Origin of the sequence: Oricola sp., assembly GCF_965230365.1 — a bacterium.
In the GTDB taxonomy this organism is placed as follows: Bacteria; Pseudomonadota; Alphaproteobacteria; order Rhizobiales; family Rhizobiaceae; genus Oricola.
In genome coordinates this window covers 586,339-607,417 of sequence record NZ_OZ246003.1, presented here as the reverse complement: position 1 = coordinate 607,417, position 21,079 = coordinate 586,339, and the positions used below count along the sequence as shown (strand labels likewise).

At 60.8% G+C, this 21,079-nt stretch carries 20 protein-coding genes; 9 read left to right on the top strand and 11 right to left on the bottom strand.

Annotated features, from left to right (window positions below):
- Positions 1-40: 40 nt before the first annotated feature.
- Positions 41-700: a YggS family pyridoxal phosphate-dependent enzyme gene (locus ACO06R_RS02905; protein ID WP_421859176.1), complete on the bottom strand. Its 660-nt coding sequence runs from the start codon at positions 698-700 to the stop codon at positions 41-43.
- A gap of 154 nt (positions 701-854) precedes the next feature.
- On the opposite strand from ACO06R_RS02905, the gene leuS reads away from it, so the two are divergent.
- The 3 genes from leuS to holA are packed head-to-tail and all read left to right on the top strand — an operon-like array spanning position 855 to position 5,076.
- Entirely contained in the window at positions 855-3,458 is a 2,604-nt protein-coding gene (gene leuS, locus ACO06R_RS02900; protein WP_421855854.1) for a leucine--tRNA ligase, read from the top strand.
- Positions 3,459-3,483: 25 nt separating this feature from the next.
- Positions 3,484-4,011: an LPS assembly lipoprotein LptE gene (lptE, locus tag ACO06R_RS02895; RefSeq protein WP_421855852.1), complete on the top strand. Its 528-nt coding sequence runs from the start codon at positions 3,484-3,486 to the stop codon at positions 4,009-4,011.
- Between the two features lie 27 nt (positions 4,012-4,038).
- Positions 4,039-5,076 (top strand): DNA polymerase III subunit delta, encoded by a 1,038-nt coding sequence (holA, locus tag ACO06R_RS02890; RefSeq protein WP_421855850.1) that lies wholly within the window; start codon positions 4,039-4,041, stop codon positions 5,074-5,076.
- Between the two features lie 4 nt (positions 5,077-5,080).
- On the opposite strand, the gene ACO06R_RS02885 is transcribed toward holA, so the two are convergent.
- The 5 genes from ACO06R_RS02885 to mnmE form a co-directional block, all read right to left on the bottom strand.
- On the bottom strand, positions 5,081-5,959 hold the full coding sequence (locus ACO06R_RS02885) for a ParB/RepB/Spo0J family partition protein (protein WP_421855848.1): 879 nt from the start codon (positions 5,957-5,959) through the stop codon (positions 5,081-5,083).
- Positions 5,960-6,001: 42 nt separating this feature from the next.
- A complete protein-coding gene (locus ACO06R_RS02880; RefSeq protein ID WP_421855846.1) occupies positions 6,002-6,790 on the bottom strand; it encodes a ParA family protein in 789 nt (262 codons plus the stop codon).
- Positions 6,791-6,814: 24 nt separating this feature from the next.
- Positions 6,815-7,444: a 16S rRNA (guanine(527)-N(7))-methyltransferase RsmG gene (rsmG, locus tag ACO06R_RS02875; RefSeq protein WP_421855844.1), complete on the bottom strand. Its 630-nt coding sequence runs from the start codon at positions 7,442-7,444 to the stop codon at positions 6,815-6,817.
- A complete protein-coding gene (mnmG, locus tag ACO06R_RS02870; protein WP_421855842.1) occupies positions 7,434-9,320 on the bottom strand; it encodes a tRNA uridine-5-carboxymethylaminomethyl(34) synthesis enzyme MnmG in 1,887 nt (628 codons plus the stop codon). Before mnmG ends, rsmG begins: the two co-directional genes overlap by 11 nt.
- A gap of 96 nt (positions 9,321-9,416) precedes the next feature.
- Positions 9,417-10,715, bottom strand: a complete 1,299-nt coding sequence (gene mnmE / locus ACO06R_RS02865) for a tRNA uridine-5-carboxymethylaminomethyl(34) synthesis GTPase MnmE (protein ID WP_421855840.1) — start codon at positions 10,713-10,715, stop codon at positions 9,417-9,419.
- 32 nt (positions 10,716-10,747) lie between these two features.
- Here mnmE and ACO06R_RS02860 point away from each other — a divergent pair, with 32 nt between their 5' ends.
- On the top strand, positions 10,748-12,757 hold the full coding sequence (locus tag ACO06R_RS02860) for a thioredoxin domain-containing protein (RefSeq protein WP_421855838.1): 2,010 nt from the start codon (positions 10,748-10,750) through the stop codon (positions 12,755-12,757).
- Between the two features lie 12 nt (positions 12,758-12,769).
- Here ACO06R_RS02860 and rho read toward each other — a convergent pair whose 3' ends face one another.
- The 3 genes from rho to hemE all read right to left on the bottom strand — a co-directional run bounded on the left by rho (position 12,770) and on the right by hemE (position 15,766).
- On the bottom strand, positions 12,770-14,035 hold the full coding sequence (rho, locus tag ACO06R_RS02855) for a transcription termination factor Rho (protein ID WP_421855836.1): 1,266 nt from the start codon (positions 14,033-14,035) through the stop codon (positions 12,770-12,772).
- A gap of 150 nt (positions 14,036-14,185) precedes the next feature.
- Complete coding sequence (gene hemJ, locus ACO06R_RS02850; protein ID WP_421855834.1) at positions 14,186-14,734, bottom strand: protoporphyrinogen oxidase HemJ; 549 nt, start codon at positions 14,732-14,734, stop codon at positions 14,186-14,188.
- 3 nt (positions 14,735-14,737) lie between these two features.
- Complete coding sequence (hemE, locus tag ACO06R_RS02845; RefSeq protein WP_421855832.1) at positions 14,738-15,766, bottom strand: uroporphyrinogen decarboxylase; 1,029 nt, start codon at positions 15,764-15,766, stop codon at positions 14,738-14,740.
- A 495-nt stretch (positions 15,767-16,261) separates the two neighbouring features.
- On the opposite strand from hemE, the gene ACO06R_RS02840 reads away from it, so the two are divergent.
- The 4 genes from ACO06R_RS02840 to dnaQ are packed head-to-tail and all read left to right on the top strand — an operon-like array spanning position 16,262 to position 19,093.
- Positions 16,262-16,855: a Maf-like protein gene (locus ACO06R_RS02840; protein WP_421855830.1), complete on the top strand. Its 594-nt coding sequence runs from the start codon at positions 16,262-16,264 to the stop codon at positions 16,853-16,855.
- Positions 16,848-17,684 (top strand): shikimate dehydrogenase, encoded by an 837-nt coding sequence (locus tag ACO06R_RS02835; RefSeq protein WP_421855828.1) that lies wholly within the window; start codon positions 16,848-16,850, stop codon positions 17,682-17,684. Before ACO06R_RS02840 ends, ACO06R_RS02835 begins: the two co-directional genes overlap by 8 nt.
- 5 nt (positions 17,685-17,689) lie before the next feature.
- Positions 17,690-18,325, top strand: a complete 636-nt coding sequence (coaE, locus tag ACO06R_RS02830) for a dephospho-CoA kinase (protein WP_421855826.1) — start codon at positions 17,690-17,692, stop codon at positions 18,323-18,325.
- Positions 18,326-18,373: 48 nt separating this feature from the next.
- Positions 18,374-19,093, top strand: coding sequence for a DNA polymerase III subunit epsilon (gene dnaQ, locus ACO06R_RS02825; RefSeq protein ID WP_421855824.1), 720 nt, complete (start codon positions 18,374-18,376; stop codon positions 19,091-19,093).
- Between the two features lie 34 nt (positions 19,094-19,127).
- On the opposite strand, the gene secB is transcribed toward dnaQ, so the two are convergent.
- Both secB and ACO06R_RS02815 read right to left on the bottom strand, forming a co-directional pair.
- The gene (secB, locus tag ACO06R_RS02820) at positions 19,128-19,649 is read right to left on the bottom strand and encodes a protein-export chaperone SecB (RefSeq protein WP_421855822.1); all 522 of its coding nucleotides are present in this window, start codon (positions 19,647-19,649) and stop codon (positions 19,128-19,130) included.
- Positions 19,650-19,758: 109 nt separating this feature from the next.
- Complete coding sequence (locus tag ACO06R_RS02815; protein ID WP_421855820.1) at positions 19,759-20,241, bottom strand: FxsA family protein; 483 nt, start codon at positions 20,239-20,241, stop codon at positions 19,759-19,761.
- Between the two features lie 120 nt (positions 20,242-20,361).
- Here ACO06R_RS02815 and ACO06R_RS02810 point away from each other — a divergent pair, with 120 nt between their 5' ends.
- Positions 20,362-21,072 carry a Tim44/TimA family putative adaptor protein gene (locus tag ACO06R_RS02810; protein WP_421855818.1) on the top strand — a complete coding sequence of 237 codons (711 nt, stop codon included), beginning with the start codon at positions 20,362-20,364 and terminating at the stop codon, positions 21,070-21,072.
- Positions 21,073-21,079 lie beyond the last annotated feature (7 nt).

Sequence of the window (21,079 nt, the reverse complement as noted above, 5' to 3'; positions counted from 1 at the left end):
CTTGTCAGGCTTTCAAGTGCATGAATCGAATTGAAAACCGTCAACGTGCGCCGAAAATCGCCGAACCGACACGCACAGATGTCGCGCCGAACGCGACAGCTGTTTCAAAATCGCCCGACATGCCCATCGACAAGCGATCCACGCCGTTTTCCTCGGCCAGCCTGCAAAGCAGCGCGAAATGCGGCCCTGGGTTCTCCTCAAAAGGCGGAATGCACATCAGCCCCTCGATCTCCAAACCGATGTCATTGCGGCAGAGGCGCAGGAAGTCCGAGCACTTCCGCGGATCGATACCCGCCTTCTGGGGCTCCAGGCCGGTATTGATCTGGACATAAAGGCGAGGCCTGCGAGCCTGCTTCGCCATTTCAGCGGCCAGAGCCCGCGCGATCTTCTCGCGGTCGACAGTTTCGATCACATCAAACAGCGCTACCGCGTCGGCAGCCTTGTTGGACTGTAGTGGGCCAATCAGATGCAACTGGAGATCCTCGTGCTCGGCCTTCAGCTGCGGCCACTTGCCCTGCGCTTCTTGAACGCGGTTCTCGCCAAACACCCGCTGACCCGCTTGAATGACCGGGCGAATGTCGTCGACACCGAAGGTCTTCGACACCGCGACGAGTTCAATATCGGCGGGCTGACGGCCCGCTTCCCCTGCTGCGACTGCAATCCGGCTTCGAACATCGGCGAGGCGTTCGGTAGACGACATCGGCAATCCTTCGGTTTGCACGGGGCGCCTCCGCAGCCCGCGATGACCCTGCGGGCTTGTTGACGGCCCTGCCTTTTGTGGGCATGAGACGGTTCATATGCTTTCGCGGCGCAAAACTGCATGTCGCCGCGCAGAATTCAAGAGTTTCACCATCATGGCGACCGAACGATACAACCCCCGTGAAGCGGAACCGAAATGGCAGAAGGCCTGGGACGACGCGGCGATCTTCAAGACCGAAAACGAAGACCCGCGCCCCAAGTATTACGTCCTGGAGATGTTCCCCTACCCGTCGGGACGTATCCATATCGGACACACCCGCAACTACACGATGGGCGATGTGGTCGCCCGGCACAGGCGGGCACTCGGCTACAATGTGCTGCACCCCATGGGGTGGGACGCCTTCGGCATGCCGGCCGAAAACGCCGCCATGCAGAACAAGGTCCATCCTGGCACCTGGACCTATGAAAACATCGCCACGATGCGCGAGCAGCTGAAGCTGATGGGCCTGTCGATCGACTGGGACCGCGAGTTCGCGACCTGCGATCCGGAATATTACCACCAGCAGCAGGCGCTGTTCGTCGATTTCTTCGAGAAGGACCTCGTCTACCGCAAGCAGTCCAAGGTCAATTGGGACCCGGTCGACATGACCGTGCTCGCCAATGAGCAGGTGATCGACGGCTGCGGCTGGCGATCCGGCGCGCCGGTCGAACAACGCGACCTGACGCAATGGTTCTTTGCCATCACCAAGTTCAGCGAAGACCTGCTCGCCTCGCTCGACGATCTGAACGATTGGCCGGATAAGGTGCGCGTCATGCAGCGCAACTGGATCGGCAAATCGCGCGGCATCGAGGTCGATTTCGAACTGACGGCGCCCTTTGCCGGCGAGGAGCAGATCACCTGCTATTCGACCCGGCCCGACACGATGCATGGCGCGAGTTTCCTGGCGATTTCAGCCGATCACCCGATTGCCCGTGCGCTCGAGGCATCCGATCCGAAAATCGCGGAATTCTGCGTTGAGTGTCGGCGGATCGGGACGTCGGAAGAGGATCTGGAACGCGCCGAGAAGAAAGGCCTCGATACCGGCCTGACGGTTCGCCATCCGGCAGAAGACCGTGATCTGCCGGTCTGGATCGGCAATTTCGTGCTGATGGATTACGGCACCGGCGCGGTGTTTGGCTGCCCGGCGCATGACCAGCGCGATCTCGACTTTGCTCGCAAATACGGTCTCTCCGTGCAGAATGCCTTCTACCTGCCGGGTAATCGCGACGAGATCGGCGATGAAGCCCTTGTGCCGGCCAAATCCGAACTGGTCGAATATGTCGAGCACTTCGCAGGTCTCTCCAGGACGACGAGCGAAGACGGCATCGAACAGACCATCGGATGGTTCGAGGAACGCGGCAATGGCCGTGGCACCACGCGCTTCCGCCTGCGCGACTGGGGCATTTCGCGGCAACGCTACTGGGGCTGCCCGATCCCGATGGTGCATTGCGACACCTGCGGCGTGGTGCCCGTGCCGAAAGCCGATCTCCCGGTCAAATTGCCCGACGACATCGATTTCGAGAAACCCGGCAACCCGCTCGACCGGCACCCGACTTGGAGCAAGGTGGACTGCCCGTCCTGTGGAAGACCGGCGCGGCGCGAAACCGACACGATGGACACCTTTGTCGATTCCTCCTGGTATTTTGCACGTTTTACAGCGCCGCAAGCCGACACGCCGACCGATCCGGAAGCCGCCAACGCATGGCTGCCGGTCGACCAGTATATCGGCGGCATCGAGCATGCGATCCTGCATTTGCTCTATTCGCGCTTCTTCACCCGTGCGATGCGCGAAACCGGCCATCTCGATCTCGCCGAGCCGTTCAAGGGACTGTTCACGCAGGGCATGGTCGTGCACGAAACCTACCGGCAGGGTGCCGGCAAGGAGGCGACATGGTTGTCGCCCGCTGAAATTCGGCTGGAGGAGGCCGGCGGCAAGCGCCAGGCCTTCGCCGTCGATACCGGCGAACCGGTCGAGATCGGCGGCCTGGAAAAGATGTCGAAGTCCAAGAAAAACACCATCGGACCGGAAGACATCACCCAAAGCTACGGCGCCGACACGGCGCGCTGGTTCATGCTGTCGGATTCGCCGCCCGACCGCGACGTGGAGTGGAACGACCGCGGCGCCGAAGGCGCGCATCGCTTCGTGCAGCGCATCTGGCGGCTTGTGAACTCGGTGACCGGCAAGATTGAAGCCGGCGAGACGGCCGGGGCATCGGACGACGCCGAAGCGCTTCGCCGGTCGGCCCACAAGGCCCTGAAATCGGTTGGCGAGGATTTCAGCCGGCTCGCTTTCAACCGGGCGATCGCCCGGGTCCACGAACTGGTCAACGAGATTGCACCCTCGCTGGAAAGCGTCGCCGAAGGATCGCCCGCCGACCGGGCCGCAGCCCACGAAGTGCTTGCTATTCTGGTTCAACTGATCGCGCCGGTGATGCCGCATCTGGCCGAGGAGTGTTGGCAATCCCTTGAACATGAAGGCATGGTGGCCGAAGCGTCCTGGCCGCAATTTGATCCCGCACTTGTCGTGGACGCTTCCATTTCGCTGCCGGTCCAGATCAACGGCAAGAAACGCGGTGAAATCCAGGTTGCCAAGGATGCCGAAAAGGGCGATGTCGAGAACGCCGCGCTTGCGGCAGACTTCGTGCGCCAGCATCTCAATGGCGCCGATCCAAAGAAAATCATTGTGGTTCCGAACCGCATCGTCAACATTGTCGCCTGAGGAACCGGGAAGAGCGCGCATCCAGATGAAACGTATCGGTTTGATGAGCACGATGGCCGTATTGGCGGTCTTTGCGGTTACCGGATGCACGGTACAGCCGCTTTACAATCAGCAAACCGCATCGATTGCCGACCAGCCGGCTGCCTTGCGCAGCGTCGAGGTCGCGCAGGTCGACAGCCGCGTTGGGGTGGAGCTGCGCAACCGTTTGATTTTCCTATTGAACGGCGGCGAAGGCCAGCCGGAAAGCCCGCGCTATCGCTTGTCCGTTCAGGTCACGTCGCAATCTTCGTCTGCCCTGGTTTTGCAGCAAAGCAGCCGCGACGGCGAGCCTTCGAAGCGGGATGTCTCGGTTGCCGCCAACTACACGTTGCGCAACATCGAGGATGATTCGATCGTGACAACGCGGCGTGTCTCCGTGACCGCATCCTTCGACGTGTCGCAGCAGGAATTTGGCAATGTGCGGGCCGAACGCGATGCCGAGAACCGTGCCGCGCGCGAAGCAGCCGAACAGATCCACGCATTGTTGGCCGCCGATCTGTCACGCACAGAGTAATGGTGGCTAGACCGGAACAGGGCTGAATTGGCGGAACTCAAGGCCGGCGATGTCGAACGTTATCTGAAGAGCGCCGAAACCGGACAACCGGTCGCCCTCATCTACGGTCCTGATCGCGGGCTTGTTTCCGAGCGCGGGGAGATCCTGGCGAAAAAGTCCGGCGTCGACCTCGCCGACTCCTTCTCCACGATCAAGCTGGATGGCGGGGAAATCGCCTCGGACCTGTCTCGTCTCGTCGACGAAGTCTACACGGTCGGCATGTTCGGCGGCGAGCGGCTTGTCTGGCTGCGCAATGCGGGCAATCAGAAAGACCTTGCCGCGACCGTGGCCGGCATCCTCGCCGACATACCGGACGGCGTTCGCCTCATTATCGAGGCCGGCGACCTCAAGAAGTCGAGCGCCCTGCGTTCCGCGGTGGAGAAGGCCAAGACCGGCATAACTCTGCCCTGTTATGCCGATACCAGTCGGTCATTGAACGCGCTCATCGACGAGATGTTCTCGTCAAGCGGCAAGACGCTGTCGCTCGATGCGCGCCGCTACATCCAGGATCATATCGGCGGGGATCGGCGGGCATCCCGCGGTGAACTCGAAAAACTGCTGCTCTATGCGGGAAGCGAACGGGAGATCACTCTCGATATGGCGCGCGCCAGCCTCGGCGATGCGTCGGCAACTTCGTTCGATGCCGTCGTCGATTCCGTTATCACCGGCGATCTTGCCCGGTTCGACGCGGCCATGCAGCAATTCATCTCCGCCGGAACCAATCCCGCGCCCCTGATGGCCGCGGCAATCCGTCAGTTCCAGCAGCTCGACCTTCTGCGCGCCGAGATGGATCGCTCGGGACGTTCTCCGGCCGCCGTTGTCGCCGGTGCCAAGCCGCCAGTCTTCTTTTCGAGACGCAAAACCGTTGAATCGGCGCTCGGCCGCTGGACCGCAACCGGAATCCGTCACGCCTTGAAGCGTTTGCAGGACGGTGTTCTGGAAAGCCGGATGAAATCGGCGCTCACGGTCGCGGTTGCCCGCACGGCGCTGCTGGCGATCACGATCCAGAGTTCGCGAAGACGTTAGCCGCCTAAAGTTTTTGCAGGCGATTGCAGAGCGCCTCAAGTTGATCGACGGTGCGATACCCGATCCGTAGCTCGCCGCCATTGGAGCGATGGGCAACCTGCACGTTGAGGCCAAGCTGATCGCTCAATTGCTTCTCCAGCGCCAGCGTGTCTGCATCCTTTTCATGCCGCGGAGTGGCACCGCCACCCGGCCGCTTCGGCTCTCCCGACTGGGCAAGCGCTTCGGCCTGGCGGACAGAAAGCCCGTCCTTGACGATCTTTTGAGCCAAAGCCTCCGGGTGTTCTGCGGTCACAAGAGCGCGGGCATGACCGGCGGATAACTCACCATGGCCGACAAGATCGCGCACAGGCTTCGGCAATTTGAGCAACCGCAGCGTGTTGGCGACATGGCTGCGGCTCTTTCCGATCACGTCACCGAGATCGGCCTGGGTGTAGCCGTGCTCGTCGATAAGCCGCTGATAGCCGCCCGCCTCCTCGATCGGATTGAGATCGGAACGCTGAACGTTTTCGATAATCGCCAGCTCAAGCGCGGTCTTGTCATCAACCTCGCGGACAATAACAGGCAAATCCACGACGCTCGCGCGCTGCGCCGCGCGCCAGCGCCGCTCGCCGGCGATGATTTCATAGCGCCCGTCCCCACCCTTGGTCGGCCGCACCACGACCGGTTGCAGAATGCCGTGTTCCTTGATGGAGGATGCAAGATCGGCGAGCTCATCCTCGGAAAACTCGCGCCGCGGATTGTTCGGATTGCGGTCGACGAATTCGATCGGAACCACGCGGTCTCCCGGCGACGGTTTCGGCGCGTCATCCGCCGGACGGTCCATCTCGCCAATCAGCGCGGCAAGACCGCGTCCGAGCCTTTTGCGTGAGCCTTCCTCTGCCATTTGCTTCCGTCGTCTCCGGTTTCTTGTTATCGAGAACGCCCGTCAGGCAGCCGTCAATTGCCTCTCGCGACGAATGACCTCAGACGCCAGCTGGAGATAGGCCTGACTTCCGGCGCAGTTCAGATCATAAAGGATAGCCGGCTTTCCATATGACGGCGCTTCCGACACACGCACATTGCGCGGGATGATCGTCTCATAGACCTTGTCGCCCATATGGGTACGCACATCGTCGACAACCTGCAGGGCCAGGTTGTTGCGCTTGTCGAACATGGTCAGCACGATCCCCTGGATAACCAGCTTCGGATTGATGCTGTGGCGAACCTGGTCGACTGTGTTGAGAAGCTGGCTCAACCCTTCCAGGGCGAAAAACTCGCATTGCAATGGCACCAGGATCGACTGCGCGGCGGCCATGGCGTTGAGCGTCAGAAGGTTGAGCGACGGCGGACAATCGACCAGAACATAGCTAAAGCGCGATCTGGCGCGCTCCATTGAGTTTCGGAGACGAAACACCCGATCGTCAGCGTCGGCGATTTCCATCTCGACACCGAGAAGATCCATCGTGGATGGCACGATCGACAGGTTGGGCACAGCGGTGGGAACCGCCGCATCGATGATATCGGCCTCGCCGAGCAGAATCTCGTGGGATGAGATGTCCCGATCCTCACGATCGATGCCCAGACCCGTGCTGGCATTGCCTTGTGGGTCGAGATCGATGATCAAGACCCGCTCGCCGATCGCTGCGAGTGCGGTTGCCAGATTGATGGCGGTCGTCGTCTTGCCGACACCGCCCTTCTGGTTGGCTATCGTGATCACGCGGCAATTATCCGCCATGACTGGGTTCCTGGCTCGCTAAGGTCAATTCGAATCACGGTCCGGACGAGGCAGCACATTCGAGAGTTCGAGAATCACCGACTCCGCGTCGATCCGGCTTTCATGTACTATCAGATCGAAGGTCCGGTTTGCACGGCTTTCTTCAATCTCGTCGGCATATCCACGGCCTTTGTGAAACAGCGCCCTGGTTCCTTCGGCGAGCCACGGCGCAGTCATGTCGAGAAGCTTGGGGAGGCCCGCCAGCGCCCGAGCGGTAACGATGTCAGGTCGCGCGATGGACGGTATCACTTTCTCGATGCGGTCTGCATGAATGACAGCATGTGGCGCGCAACTGGCTTTGACCGCTTGTAGAAAAGCGGTTTTCTTGCGGTTGCTCTCGATCAACTCCACGCGCCGTTCGGCGTCCGGTTCGGACATGATAGCAATCACCATGCCCGGAAACCCGCCCCCGGAGCCAAGATCGACCCAATGGCCCGCATCGGGAGCCAGGGCGATCAGCTGAGCGCTATCTGCCACATGGCGGGTCCAGAAATCCTCGTGCGTCGATGTCGCGGTCAGGTTGATGCGTGGCGACCACTTGTCATAAAGCCGCGAAAACGCGTCCAGCCGAGCCTGTGTTTCACGTGAAACATCCGCCAGCAAATCAGGCAACATAAGTGTTTGATCCCGCCACGCCGTCCCGTGGAAGCTGTTGGATATGAGCTATGATCAACGCCAACGCGGCGGGCGTCATGCCATCGACCCGCGCTGCAGCCGCCAGTGTCTCCGGCCGGCGAAGTTTGAGCTTCTGGGTCAACTCGTTCGACAGGCCATTAATGCGATCATAATCCAACGCATCAGGAATAGCAGTATTCTGTTCGCGTTCGACCGCTGCGATATCCGCTGCCTGTCGTTTCAGATAGACGGCGTATTGCGCCTCGATATCCAGCCGCTCGAGAGTACGAACATCGAAGCGCTGCAGATCAGGCCAGATACGCAAGATGTCGTCCATGCCGACAGTCGGGTAGGACAAGAGATCATAAGCTGAGCGTCGCACGCCATCGTGATTGATTTCGAGTCCGAATCGATTGGCCTCCTGCGGTGTGACGGTCACCGACTGTGCGTGTTGCCGTGCTTCTTCAAGACTATTGTTCATGGCATTGAAGCGAGCCTGTCTGCCTTCGCCGCAGATTCCAAGCGAGATCGCGACGGGTGTCAGCCGCAGATCGGCGTTGTCCACGCGAAGCGAAAGCCGGTACTCCGCTCGCGACGTGAACATTCGGTAGGGCTCGGCAACACCGCGCGTGACCAGATCGTCAATCATCACCCCGATATAGGATTGCGTCCGGTTGAACACTTCCATTGATTGCCCGGCCGAAAACCGGCCTGCATTCAAGCCGGCGACCAGCCCTTGGGCGCCGGCCTCCTCGTAACCGGTTGTGCCGTTGATCTGACCGGCAAGAAACAATCCGCCCGCATCGCGGAATTGCAGCGTCGGTTCCAGTGCGCGCGGATCGACATGATCATACTCGATCGCGTAACCCGGCTGCAGTATCCTGGCACTTTCCAGACCCGGAATGGTCTTCAGCATCTCGACCTGGACATCCTCGGGCAGCGAAGTCGAGATCCCGTTCGGATAGACCGTATTGTCATCGAGGCCTTCCGGCTCCAGAAATATCTGGTGCCCGTCGCGCTCGCCGAAGCGGACGATCTTGTCTTCGATCGACGGACAGTAGCGCGGCCCAACACCCTTGATGTTGCCCGAATACATGGCGCTTCGCGTCAGGTTCCTCTCGATCAATGCATGGGTCTGCGGGGTGGTGCGCGTAATTCCGCACTCGATCTGCGGAACCGTGATCCGGTCGGTCATGAGCGAGAACGGTACCGGGTCGTCGTCCGCGCTCTGCATCGCGAGCTCTCGCCATGCGATCGTCTCGCCGTCCAGCCGAGGCGGGGTTCCGGTCTTCAAGCGCGCCAGCGGCGCGCCCAAACGTTCCAGCGCTGTCGACAATCCGATACTGGGCGCCTCGCCCATCCGACCCGCCGGTATGCGCTTGTCGCCAATATGGATCTCACCGCGAAGAAAGGTCCCGGTCGTCAGCACCACGGCCCGGCAGCCAAGCTGCTCGCCACTCGCGAGCATGATCCCGGTCATCGAATTGTCACCGGCCAGCATCAATTCGGCGGCTTCGCCTTCCACGACTTCCAGATTTGGTATGGCGGTAATTTCCGCCTGCATCGCATCGCGATAAAGTTTCCGGTCGGCCTGCGTTCGTGGCCCGCGCACTGCGGGCCCCTTGCGGCGGTTGAGCATGCGAAACTGGATACCCGAGGCGTCGGCCACACGTCCCATTAGGCCATCCAGAGCGTCGATCTCTCGGACCAGGTGCCCCTTGCCCAAGCCGCCGATGGCCGGATTGCAGGACATCGTCCCGATCGTGGCGAAGGCATGGGTGACCAACGCTGTATGCGCGCCGGTGGCCGCCGCGGCGCGCGCTGCCTCACATCCGGCATGTCCGCCGCCGATAACGATGACGTCGAAGGTTCGCATAGTGTTGTTTCCCTGGGACCGCCGCCAAATGGAGCAATGCGGTCCGTTCGTCAAGCCGCCGATGTTTCACGTGAAACAACGGCATGGTCCATCATGTCACTTGCCGACGCAGAATTCCGAGAAGATCACGCCGAGAATATCTTCGACGCCCCGATGACCCAGGATGCGGCCGAGCGCATCCGCCGCCATCCGAAGACGCTCAGCCCTGATCTCCAGCGGATCTGCTGCGTCGGTCACCGCGCGCTTCAGTTCCTCTAGCGCACTGCGGACATTGTCCACGTGACGCAGGCGGCTCGGTAGCGTTTCCTGACTCCGGCTAAGGGTCGCCGAAAGATGCGTACGCAAAGCTGACATCAACTCGCCCAATCCCGGCGCGCCATGCAACGAGAGGGCGACGACATTCTCGGACGCGCGGGCGAGGTCGGCTTTCGACCACACCCGCCACACCGGCACATCGCCGAGGCCTTCCAGTTCATCCCAGCGTCCGTTGTCCGCAAGGTACAAGACAAGGTCCGCTTCGGCGGCCCGCAGATACGTCCGCCTGATGCCTTCGGTTTCGATCGGATCGTCGCTGGTGCGCAAACCGGCTGTGTCCGTCAGCAACACCAAATTTCCGTCGATCACGATCCGCGTCTCGATCGCATCGCGTGTCGTGCCCTCGATATCTGACACGATCGCCACATCGCTGCCGGATAGCGCGTTCAGCAGACTGGATTTCCCCGCATTCGGCGCACCCACGATCGCGACCCTGAAACCCTCCCGGATGATGGCGCCAGCTTTCGCGCCTTCCAGATGGTGTTGCATTTCATCGATCATGAGCGCCATGTCGGTCCAGATCGTATCCGCCACCGAACCCGGAACATCCTCCTCATCGGCGAAATCGATCTCTGCTTCGATCATGGCGCGCGCATGCAGCAGGCGCGATTGCCAACCCTCATAGATGGCACGCAGCGTTCCCGTCGATTGCGCCAGCGCCAGAACCCGCTGCGATTCGGTTTCCGCCGCTATCAGGTCTGCCAGCCCCTCCGCCTCGGTCAAATCAAGCTTGCCGTTGACAAATGCGCGACGGGAATATTCACCGGGTTCAGCCATCCGCGTATCGGCGAAACAGCCGAGCGCATCGAACAGGCAATCGACCACCGCGCGACCGCCGTGCAGGTGGATTTCCGCGCAATCCTCGCCGGTAAAACTGGCCGGCCCCGGAAACCACAGGACGAGGCCGCGGTCGATTACAACCCCGTTTCGGTCACGAATAAATCGCAACGCCGCCCGCCGCGCTTCTGGCACTGCACCGCAAAGCGTTTGCAGAATCGTGCCGGTCTTCGGGCCGGAAATACGAACGACGGCTACTCCGGCTGGCAACGCGCCGCTCGACAAGGCAAAGATGGTTTCCATATCGTTAACGTGAACCGCAGGAGAAAGACCGAGTGCCCGATATATCGTCCAACCGGCTCGCCGCTTCAACCAGTCCGTATCTTCTGCAGCATCGCGACAATCCGGTTCACTGGCAGCCCTGGGACCAGTCTGCACTCGATGCGGCGCGCGAGCTAGACCGCCCGATCCTTCTATCCATCGGATACGCCGCCTGCCACTGGTGCCACGTCATGGCGCATGAAAGCTTCGAGGACCACGATGTCGCCGCGCTGATGAACCGGCACTTCGTCAACATCAAGGTCGACCGCGAAGAGCGCCCGGATATCGACCAGATCTACATGGCGGCGCTGTCTGCCATGGGCGAGCAGGGCGGCTGGCCGCTGACGATGGTTCTGACACCGGACGGCAGGCCGTTTTGGGGCGGCACCTATTTCCCCAAGACCCCGCGCTATGGCCGTCCGGGATTCACCGGTGTCCTGCAGGCCGTAGCTGATGCCTATCGGGATCGACGCAGCGATATCGAGGACAATGCGAAACGGCTGACCGATCACCTGCAGGACACGTTGGCGGGTTCCGCGGACGAAACATCCATGTCTCCGCAATCGATCCGGGATTTCTCGACGCATGTCCGCGACATGTACGAACCCGTGGTCGGCGGGATACGCGGCGCGCCAAAGTTCCCAAGCGCTCCGTTTCTCGAGATTCTTTGGCGTTCCTGGAAACGAGACGGTGACAAGGCCGCCCGCGACCGTTTCGTGGAGACGATTACCGCCATCGCACTCGGCGGCATCTACGATCATCTCGGCGGCGGGCTTGCCCGCTATTCGGTCGATGGGCAATGGCTGGTGCCGCATTTCGAGAAGATGCTTTACGACAATGCGCATTTCATCCGGCATTGCGTGTGGGCCCATGGCGAAACCGGAAACGACCTGTTCCGCTCGCGGGTCGCTGAAACAATCGACTGGCTCGACCGGGAGATGGTGACGGCGACCGGCGGTCTTTCAGCCAGTCTCGATGCCGATTCAGAAGGCGTCGAAGGCAAGTACTATGTCTGGCAACGCGCTGAAATCATGGAGATTCTCGGCAACAACGCAGCATCATTCTGCGCGACCTACGACATATCCGACGCCGGCAATTGGGAAGGCGTGAACATCCCGAATCTGTCTGGTCTGCGCACCGATCCGGCCGCCGCCTCGGTTGTCCAGTCCCATGCCGATGACCGGCAACACCTCCTGACCGCTCGGCAACAGCGCGTGCCGCCCGGACGCGACACCAAGATCCTCGCCGACTGGAATGGCTACATGATCCGCGCAATGGCGGAAGCCGGACACCACTTCAACAACGACCATTGGACGGAGCGAGCGAGAACCTTCTTCTCTGCGATACTGTCCTCAAGCGAAACCGGCACGCGCTTGCATCACTCGCATGATGGATCGAAGGGTAGCGGGCAGGGTTTCGCCACGGACTATGCAGCGATGATCAATGCCGCGCTGTCGCTGCTGACTGCGACAGGTGACAACACCTATCTGGAACACGCCCGACGGCTCGCCGCCCGGCTCCGCGAAAACCATTTCGATACCGAATCGAAGCGCGGATACCGCTTCGCCGAATGCCGCGCCACCGACATGCCGGTCAATCCCTGGAACGACAATGACGAGGCCAACCCTTCGGCCACCGCCCAGATCATCGAAGCGCTGACGAGGCTCTCGCTCGCCACCGATGACGATGGATTGCGCAGCCATGTTGACCGCATCGCGGCCAGTGCAGCGGGCCGCATCGTCAGGGGTCGTTATGGCCAGGCCGGATTTGTCGGTGCCATGGACAGCGCGATCGCCCAGAAGAAGCTCGTCATTGTCGGGCCGGGCAGGGCCGGCGATCCTTTGTGGAACGCCGCGCGCAAAACGCCGGATCCGCGACGGCTGGACATCTATTATGAATCCGGCAAAGCACCGGTCCGCTTCGATGCGCCCGGCGCCTATCTGTGCGAAGGAATGAGCTGCTCGCTCCCCGTCAACGAGCCCGCCGCGCTGGCATCGCTGCTAGACGCAAAGGACTCCGGCTAAGAATGCACTCGATCATGCATTCATGGAATCGAAGAACTCGTCGTTGTTCTTCGTCTGGCGCAGCTTGTCGATCAGGAACTCGATCGCATCGGTCGTGCCCATTGGCGCGAGAATCCGCCGCAGCACGAAGATCTTCTGCAGATCGGCGCGCGGCACCAGGAGGTCTTCCTTGCGGGTTCCCGACTTGAGAATGTCCATCGACGGGAAGATGCGCTTGTCGGCAACCTTGCGGTCGAGCACGATCTCCGAGTTGCCGGTGCCCTTGAATTCCTCGAAGATCACTTCGTCCATGCGGCTGCCGGTGTCGATCAGCGCGGTCGCGATAATCGTCAGTGATCCGCCTTCCTCGATATTGCGCGCCGCGCCGAAGAAACGCTTCGGCCGCTGCAGGGCGTTGGCATCGACACCACCGGTCAGCACCTTGCCCGAAGACGGGACCACGGTGTTATAGGCCCGGCCCAGGCGGGTGATCGAATCGAGCAGGATCACCACATCGCGGCCGTGTTCGACCAGGCGCTTGGCTTTCTCGATCACCATCTCGGCCACCTGGACGTGGCGCGACGCCGGTTCGTCGAAAGTCGAGGACACGACTTCGCCGTTCACCGAGCGCTGCATGTCGGTCACTTCTTCCGGACGTTCGTCGATCAGAAGGACGATCAGGTAGCATTCCGGGTGATTGGACGTGATCGAATGGGCGATGTTTTGCAGGAGAACGGTTTTACCGGTCCGGGGCGGCGCAACGATCAGCCCGCGCTGGCCCTTGCCGAGCGGTGCGACCAGATCGATAACCCGGGCCGACAGGTCCTTCGACGTTGGATTATCGAACTCCATCTTGATCCGCTCATCGGGATAAAGCGGCGTCAGATTGTCGAAATGGCTCTTGTGGCGGATCTTTTCGGGATCCTCGAAATTGATCGTGTTGACTTTCAGGAGAGCGAAGTAACGCTCGCCGTCCTTCGGCCCGCGGATCGGCCCTTGCACCGTATCGCCGGTCTTCAGCGAAAAACGGCGGATCTGCGAGGGGGAAATGTAGATGTCGTCGGGACCCGGCAGATAGTTGGCGCTTGCCGAACGCAGAAACCCGAAACCGTCCTGCAGGATTTCCACGACGCCGTCGCCGATAATCTCGACTTCGTCGGCTGCCAGCCTCTTCAGGATCGCGAACATAAGTTCCTGTTTGCGCATGACGCTGGCGTTTTCGACCTCCAGATTTTCCGCGAACTCGACAAGATCGGTTGCGGATTTGCTCTGAAGGTCCTGTAGCTTCATTTGCTGCATGAATACACGCTTGTAGATTTGTAGATACTGGGGAATGGGTCCGCAAAGAAAGGAAGGAAGGCCGGGACCCTTTGGGCCTTCACATACGCTGTTGGCGTCCGCACTTCAAGTCACAATCGCCCGCGAGTCATTACGGTCGCGATAGCCGGATCACGCAAACGGTTTGACGATAACGAAAATCACGATCACGAACATCAATACTGTCGGTACCTCGTTGATCATTCGCCAGTAGCGGGGTGTTTTGTCGTTGCGATCCTCGGCAAACATGCGCACGGCCTTCGAAAACACGCCATGCACGGCCGAAAGCGCGAACACGGCAGCGAACTTCACCAGAAACCAGACATCTGCAAAGTGATTGCCGCTCCAGGCAAGCCAAAGACCGAGCGCCCACGCGATTGTCATGGCCGGGTTCATGATCACGCGCAGCAGACGCCGCTCCATGACCTTGAACGTCTCGCTTTGCACCGATCCGACCTCGGCGTCGCAGTGATAGACGAAGAGCCGCGGCAGATACAGCATGCCGGCCATCCACGCGATGACCGCGATGACATGGACAGCCTTGATCCAGAGGTAGAGATCCGCCGGATCGAGCCAAAACAGCGCCGCCGTCAGCACAGCAAGAAGTACAAGCGCAACCGCGGCGCGGCGGGCGGCAATACGCCCGCTTCGTTCTGAAATCTCGCCTTTGCCGTCAGTCATCGTTTACGCATTGCCCCGCACGCAATCGACCAGATACCCCATATCCTCGGGGTTCGCCTGCGGCGTGATACCATGACCGAGATTGAAGATCAGGGGCCCGTTGCCAAGCTTTTCCAGGATCCGCTCCACGCCGTCCTTGATGGCAATCCGGCCAGCCACAACGCGTAGCGGATCGAGATTGCCCTGCACCGGCCCTTCGCGTTGCAGTTCAGCCGCAAAATCGAGCGGTACTGTCCAGTCCAGGCCGAGCGCGTCGATACCCGTCGCTTCGCGGTAACCCCGATAAAGCGCGCCTGCGCCTTTCGGGAAACCGATTATCCTGGCATCCGGTTTGGATGCGCGAACCTTGTCGACAATCCGTTTGACCGGCTTGACGCAAAACGCATCGAACGACACGTCGTCCAGCACGCCCGACCAGCTGTCGAACACCTGCACCGCATCGGCGCCGGAATCGAGTTGGCGCACCAGATACTCTGCCGACATGTCGGCAATCAGATCCAGCATCTGCAGCATCTCAGCGCGATGCTTGTATCCGAACAGACGCGCCGGCGCCTGGTCCGGCGTACCCTGCCCGGCGATCATGTAGGTCGCGATTGTCCAGGGCGCACCGCAAAAACCGAGCAGCGTTGTGCTGGCCGGCAGTTCCGCCCGCAAGCGTGTCACAGTTTCATAGACCGGTGCCAGATGCTCATGCATTCGTTGCGGATCGAGCCCGGCAACCTCGTCGGCTCTGATCGGATCGAGCCTCGGGCCTTCGCCCTCGACGAACCGCACATTTCTTCCCAGCGCATCCGGCAATACGAGGATGTCTGAAAACAGGATCGATGCGTCGAACCCGTATCTGCGGATTGGCTGCAGCGTCACTTCCACGGCAAGATCCGGCGTATAACACAGATCGAGAAACCCGTTCGCTTGGGCTCTCGTTTCCCGATACTCCGGCAGATAGCGGCCAGCCTGTCGCATGACCCAAATCGGTGGTGGATCAAGCGTCTCACCGCTCAAGACACGCATGATCGCTTTCTCGTCTGCCATTATCCACCGTTCCCAGTTTGCTTGATTGAATCCAAAAAATTCCGGCGAAGCCGATTGGTGTTTTTATGAGTCTGTGAATAGCAGGCAAGCAGACTTTTCCAGTCCCTTTCTGCAAAACCGGCACGGTTGATATCCTAAGAAAAAGTTAACTCACTGCCCTGTGAATCGCTGTGGACAGGATTCTTGTTTGATTTTCATATAGTTAACAAAGGGTGAACGGCGCTGGATGTGGACGGTACAGCTTCAGTCAAGGATAAGCCCAGCGATACCCGCTGTTATCAACAACTGGAAAAGCACGTCTTTCGGCTGTGAAATGTGAACAAGTGCCACGTTATCCCGGATGTCCCGGGAGCGCTGCAACTTGGGCCGTATGTTGTCCACAAACCGTCCACTGCGATTTTGTCCAATTTGCGGCGAATGGTGAAATTCGCGAGCGACAACTTGCCAACCTGTTTGCAAGGGAGTAACGGCGGCCTGTCCGAGTCGGGTTTCCACATGTCGCTTGTCCTTGCATCGACCAGTCCGTTTCGCGCGATGATCCTCGCGAACGCGGGATTGGAATTCGAGACCGAGGCCGCAGATATCGACGAACGTTCGGTCGAAGCGCCCCTGATCGCGGCGGACGCAACAGCAGAAGATATCGCTGTCGTTCTGGCCGAGGCCAAGGCGCTCGATGTTTCATTGCGCCGGCCCGGCGATCTCATAATCGGCGGCGACCAGACCCTGTCGCTGGAAGACGAGCTTCTGCACAAGCCAGCTGACATGGACCAGGCGCGCCGGCAGTTGCTCAGGCTTTCTGGAAAGACGCACCAGTTGAGCGCAGCGCTTGTGATCGCCCAGAATGGTGCCGCGATCTGGCGCCACGTATCAGTCGCGCACATGACTTTCCGGGATCTGTCGCCGGCCTTTGTCGGGCGATATCTCGCTCAGGTTGGCGACAACGCTCTTAGAAGCGTCGGCTGTTACCAGTATGAAGGTCCGGGTATCCAGCTCTTCGAGCGGGTCGATGGAGACTATTTCACCATCGTAGGTTTGCCGATCCTGCCCTTGCTTTCGGAACTCCGCGCATTGGGAGCCGCCGATGTCTGATAGGCCGCGCGCTTTTGTTGCCGGACACCCGGTCAACCACTCCCGGTCGCCCCTGATCCACGGGTTCTGGCTGGAACGTCACGGCATCGACGGATGCTATGAAGCCCTGGATGTCGCACCGGAGGGCTTCGAAGGGCTGATGCGGGATGTCCGCGCCGGCGTCTGGACCGGCGGCAATGCCACGATTCCGCACAAGGAGGCGGCGTTCCGGCTGGTCGACCGGCGCGATGGTGCCGCTGAGGCGATCGGCGCGGTCAACACGCTTTGGACGGAAGACGGCATGCTTGTCGGCGGCAATACCGATGCCTACGGATTTGCCGCCAATCTCGATCAGCGACTGGACCGCTGGCGCGACGGGGAGACTGCGTTGGTGCTTGGTGCCGGCGGCGCCAGCCGCGCCATCGTGCACGCCCTTGTCGACGCCGGCTACCGCCGGATCGATATAGTCAATCGGACGGCGCAGCGCGCTGTCGATGTCGCGGCCCGGTTCGGCGAAGGCGTCAAGGGTCATGGCTGGCAGGCTGTCGATGAACGTCTTGCGGCCGCTGACCTGATCGTCAACACGACCTCGCTCGGTATGCACGGTCAACCGCCGCTTGTGCTCGATTTTGGCGCCGCACACAGCAGCGCGTTTGCCACCGATATCGTTTATGTGCCTTTGGTTACACCGTTTCTCGCCGCGGCCAATGAGGCTGGTCTAGCCACCTGCGATGGACTGGGCATGCTTTTGCATCAGGCTGTCCCGGGCTTCGAGCGCTGGTTTGGTGCACGACCCAGGGTTGACGAGGCGCTACGAATGCACATTCTGGGCGATCTGGGAGAGGGGTAAACGCGATGCTGACGGTCGGACTAACGGGATCGATCGGAATGGGCAAGTCGACAACCGCGAAGATGTTTGCGGATGAAGGCGTTCCGGTTCACGACGCCGATGCTGCCGTGCACGCGCTCTATGCCGGCGCCGCGGTCCCGCTCGTCGGACAGGCGTTTCCCGGAACAGTCGTGAATGGAGCCGTCGACCGCACCTTGCTGTCGCAACAGGTCATCGGCAATGCCGAGGCCATGAAACGCCTGGAGGCAATTGTCCATCCGCTGGTTCGCCAGACGGAGCAGCGCTTCCTGGCAAAGGCGACTGCAGAAGGACACCGTTTCGCGATCCTCGACATCCCCTTGCTGTTTGAAACCGGTGCGCACGAGCGCGTCGATCGCGTCATCGTGGTGACCGCGCCGCCCGCTGTACAACGCGAGCGGGTGCTGGCGCGTCCCGGCATGACGGCCGAGCGTTTCGAGCAGATCCTCGCACGTCAGACGCCGGATGCGGAGAAACGCGCCAAGGCCGATTTCATCATCGAAACCTCCTTTGGCATGGAAACCGCGCGCGCCAAGGTGCGCGACATCATTTTCCTGCTCAAGGCAGACACGGACAATGGCGCCGACGAAGTTCCGTTGGACGAAACCGCACAATCATTGTGACGGCCGCGCGAATTGAGCAAGATGCAGTCGTAAACAGCGCGGCGGATCATGCGGGAAATCATCTTCGACACCGAAACGACCGGCCTTGAGGCGGCGAGCGACCGGATCATCGAGATCGGTGCGGTCGAACTCGAGAATCGGTTCATCACCGGGCGCAATTTCCACGTCTACATCAACCCGGAGGGCCGCCAGGTCCATCCCGAAGCGCTGGCGGTTCACGGGATCAGCAATGACGATCTGGCCGACAAGCCGGTCTTCAAGGGCGTCGCGCAAGACTGGTTCGACTTTGTCGGCGATGCGACACTGATCGCGCACAATGCCAGCTTCGATGTCGGCTTCTTCAACGCGGAGTTCGCCCGCCTCGGCTTTCCGCCGATCGATCCCGACCGGGTTGTCGACAGTTTGCAGATAGCCCGCCGGCGGCACCCGATGGGGCCGAACTCGCTGGATGCATTGTGCAAGCGCTACGGCATCGACAATTCGAAACGCGAGAAGCACGGCGCGCTTCTGGACAGCGAGTTGCTCGCTGAAGTCTACATTGAACTGGTTGGTGGCAAACAGGCCGCGCTCGGCTTCGAGACCGACACCGCTACAGCCGGACCGTCAACCAGTGGCGGGTCCGGCGCGGTTACCGCCGGTACGCTCGAGCCCCGGCCGCAGCCGCTGCCCTCCCGGGTGAGCGACGCTGAAGCCGCCGCGCACCGCAAACTGGTCGATGGGCTCGGAGAACACGCGATTTGGCTAGAAGCCGCCCGCAAGGTCGGCTGAATAAGCCAAGCTCTGATTTACGCGCAGAAGCCGCTCAGCTCGGCGCCTGAACTTGCGCCTTGGCCTGTTCTTCGGCCATCCGCTTGCGGAACATCTGCAGGAAGTCGATCGGATCGATCATCAGCGGCGGGAAACCGCCATTGCGGGTCGCTTCGGCAACCACCTGACGCGCAAACGGGAACAGCAGGCGCGGGCATTCGACGAAAAGCGCCGGCAGCACATGTTCCTGCGGGAAGCCCACGATCCGGAACACGCCGCCATAGACCAGCTCGACATTGAACAGCACCTGCTCTTCCTGTTCGGCCTTGGCCGTCAGCACGAGTGTCACGTCATAGTCCGTTTCGCCCATCGGATTGGCCTGGACATTGACATTGATGTTGATCGCCGGCGCGGTTTCGCGCGGCCGCAGCGACAGCGGCGCGCCCGGGCTTTCGAACGAAAGGTCCTTGACGTACTGGGTCAGGACGCTGAGCTGTGGCGCCGCGCCACCGCCATTTGCCGCGCCAGCCTGCGCGCCGTCACCCTGTCCGCTGCCGTTGGTGTTTTCATCAGCCATGAAATTCTGCCTCTTGGGATTGTGGCGGAACCCGGAACCGGCCCGCTTTTTGGTCGCGGCTGGCTAGCACGGCCCTCTAAGACTGGCAAGGATGCGAATCGATGAGGCTTCAGTTGCCCTCGGACCAGGGACTCTCCGGGTTCTTGCCGCCCGTGTACTCGTCGTCGGAAAGATCGATCGTCTGAGCCCGTTGAGCGCCCGGATGGCGCTCTTGCCGGTGCATTCCTGCCGGAACGATGCGAATGCGGTCGCGGGCAAACCGCCACACGCCATCGCGGAATACCGGTACGAACAACAGAAAGCCCAGCGTGTCGGTCACGAAACCCGGCGTCAGCAGCAAAACCCCGGCCATCAGGATCATCACGCCATGCACGAGGTCGCGGCCGGGAATGTTCCCGCCGTCGAGTTCGGCCCGCATGCGGGTCAGCAAACCGAAGCCCTGGACGCGCAGCAGCACCGAGCCGATCACAGCGGTCAGAACGACCATGCCCAGCGTGGCAAACACGCCGATCTGCGATCCTACGGCAATGAATACGCCGATCTCGGCCAGCGGAATGGCAAGCAGGAGAAAGGGAATTAGCGAAAAGGGCATTTTGCGGCGACTCTTTTTGGTTTCTGCAACTGTTATTTAGGAATTCGTTGTGCGATTTGAATGGCGGTCATTCATGGCTATATGAGTGCCGGTAACCATCGGATTTTGCGGGACACCCTTATGGAAGGCTCCAACCTTGTAACCCTTATCTTTGTCGTGGCGGCGGTTTTCGTGTTCCTGCAACTTCGAAACGTGCTCGGCAAAAGGACCGGCCATGAGCGCCCGCCCTTCGATCCCTATTCGCGCGGCAAGGACGCGCCGGCCGAAAACGGCGCCGACGGGGCATCTGAATCCGACAACGTGATCACCCTGCCGGGACGTGGCGAGCCGGCCCCCGACGTCTATCGCGAAATCGACAAGGCGGCGCAGCCGGGATCGGATCTCAATCATGGTCTGCGCGCCATCAAGGACGCAACGCGCGAGTTCGATCCGGCCGAGTTCCTCGGCGGTGCGAAACTCGCCTATGAGATGATTGTCATGTCGTTTGCCGATGGCGATCGCAAAACATTGAAAAACCTGCTGTCGCCCGAGGTCTATGAAGGTTTCGAAGGTGCGCTGAACGAACGCGAAGCGCGCAGCGAAGCGGTGCAATCGAATTTCGTCGGTATCGACAGTGCCGAAATCGTGTCGGCGGAAATGCGCGACCGCGAGGCTATGGTCACGCTGCGCATCGTCAGCCAGCTGATTTCGGCGACCCGCGACAAGGATGGCAATATCGTCGACGGCGATCCTGAAGCCGTTGTCGAGGTGAAGGACATCTGGACCTTCGCGCGCGACACGCGGAGCCGGGATCCGAACTGGCGGCTGGTTGCGACCGAATCTGAAGAGTGATCCGGCT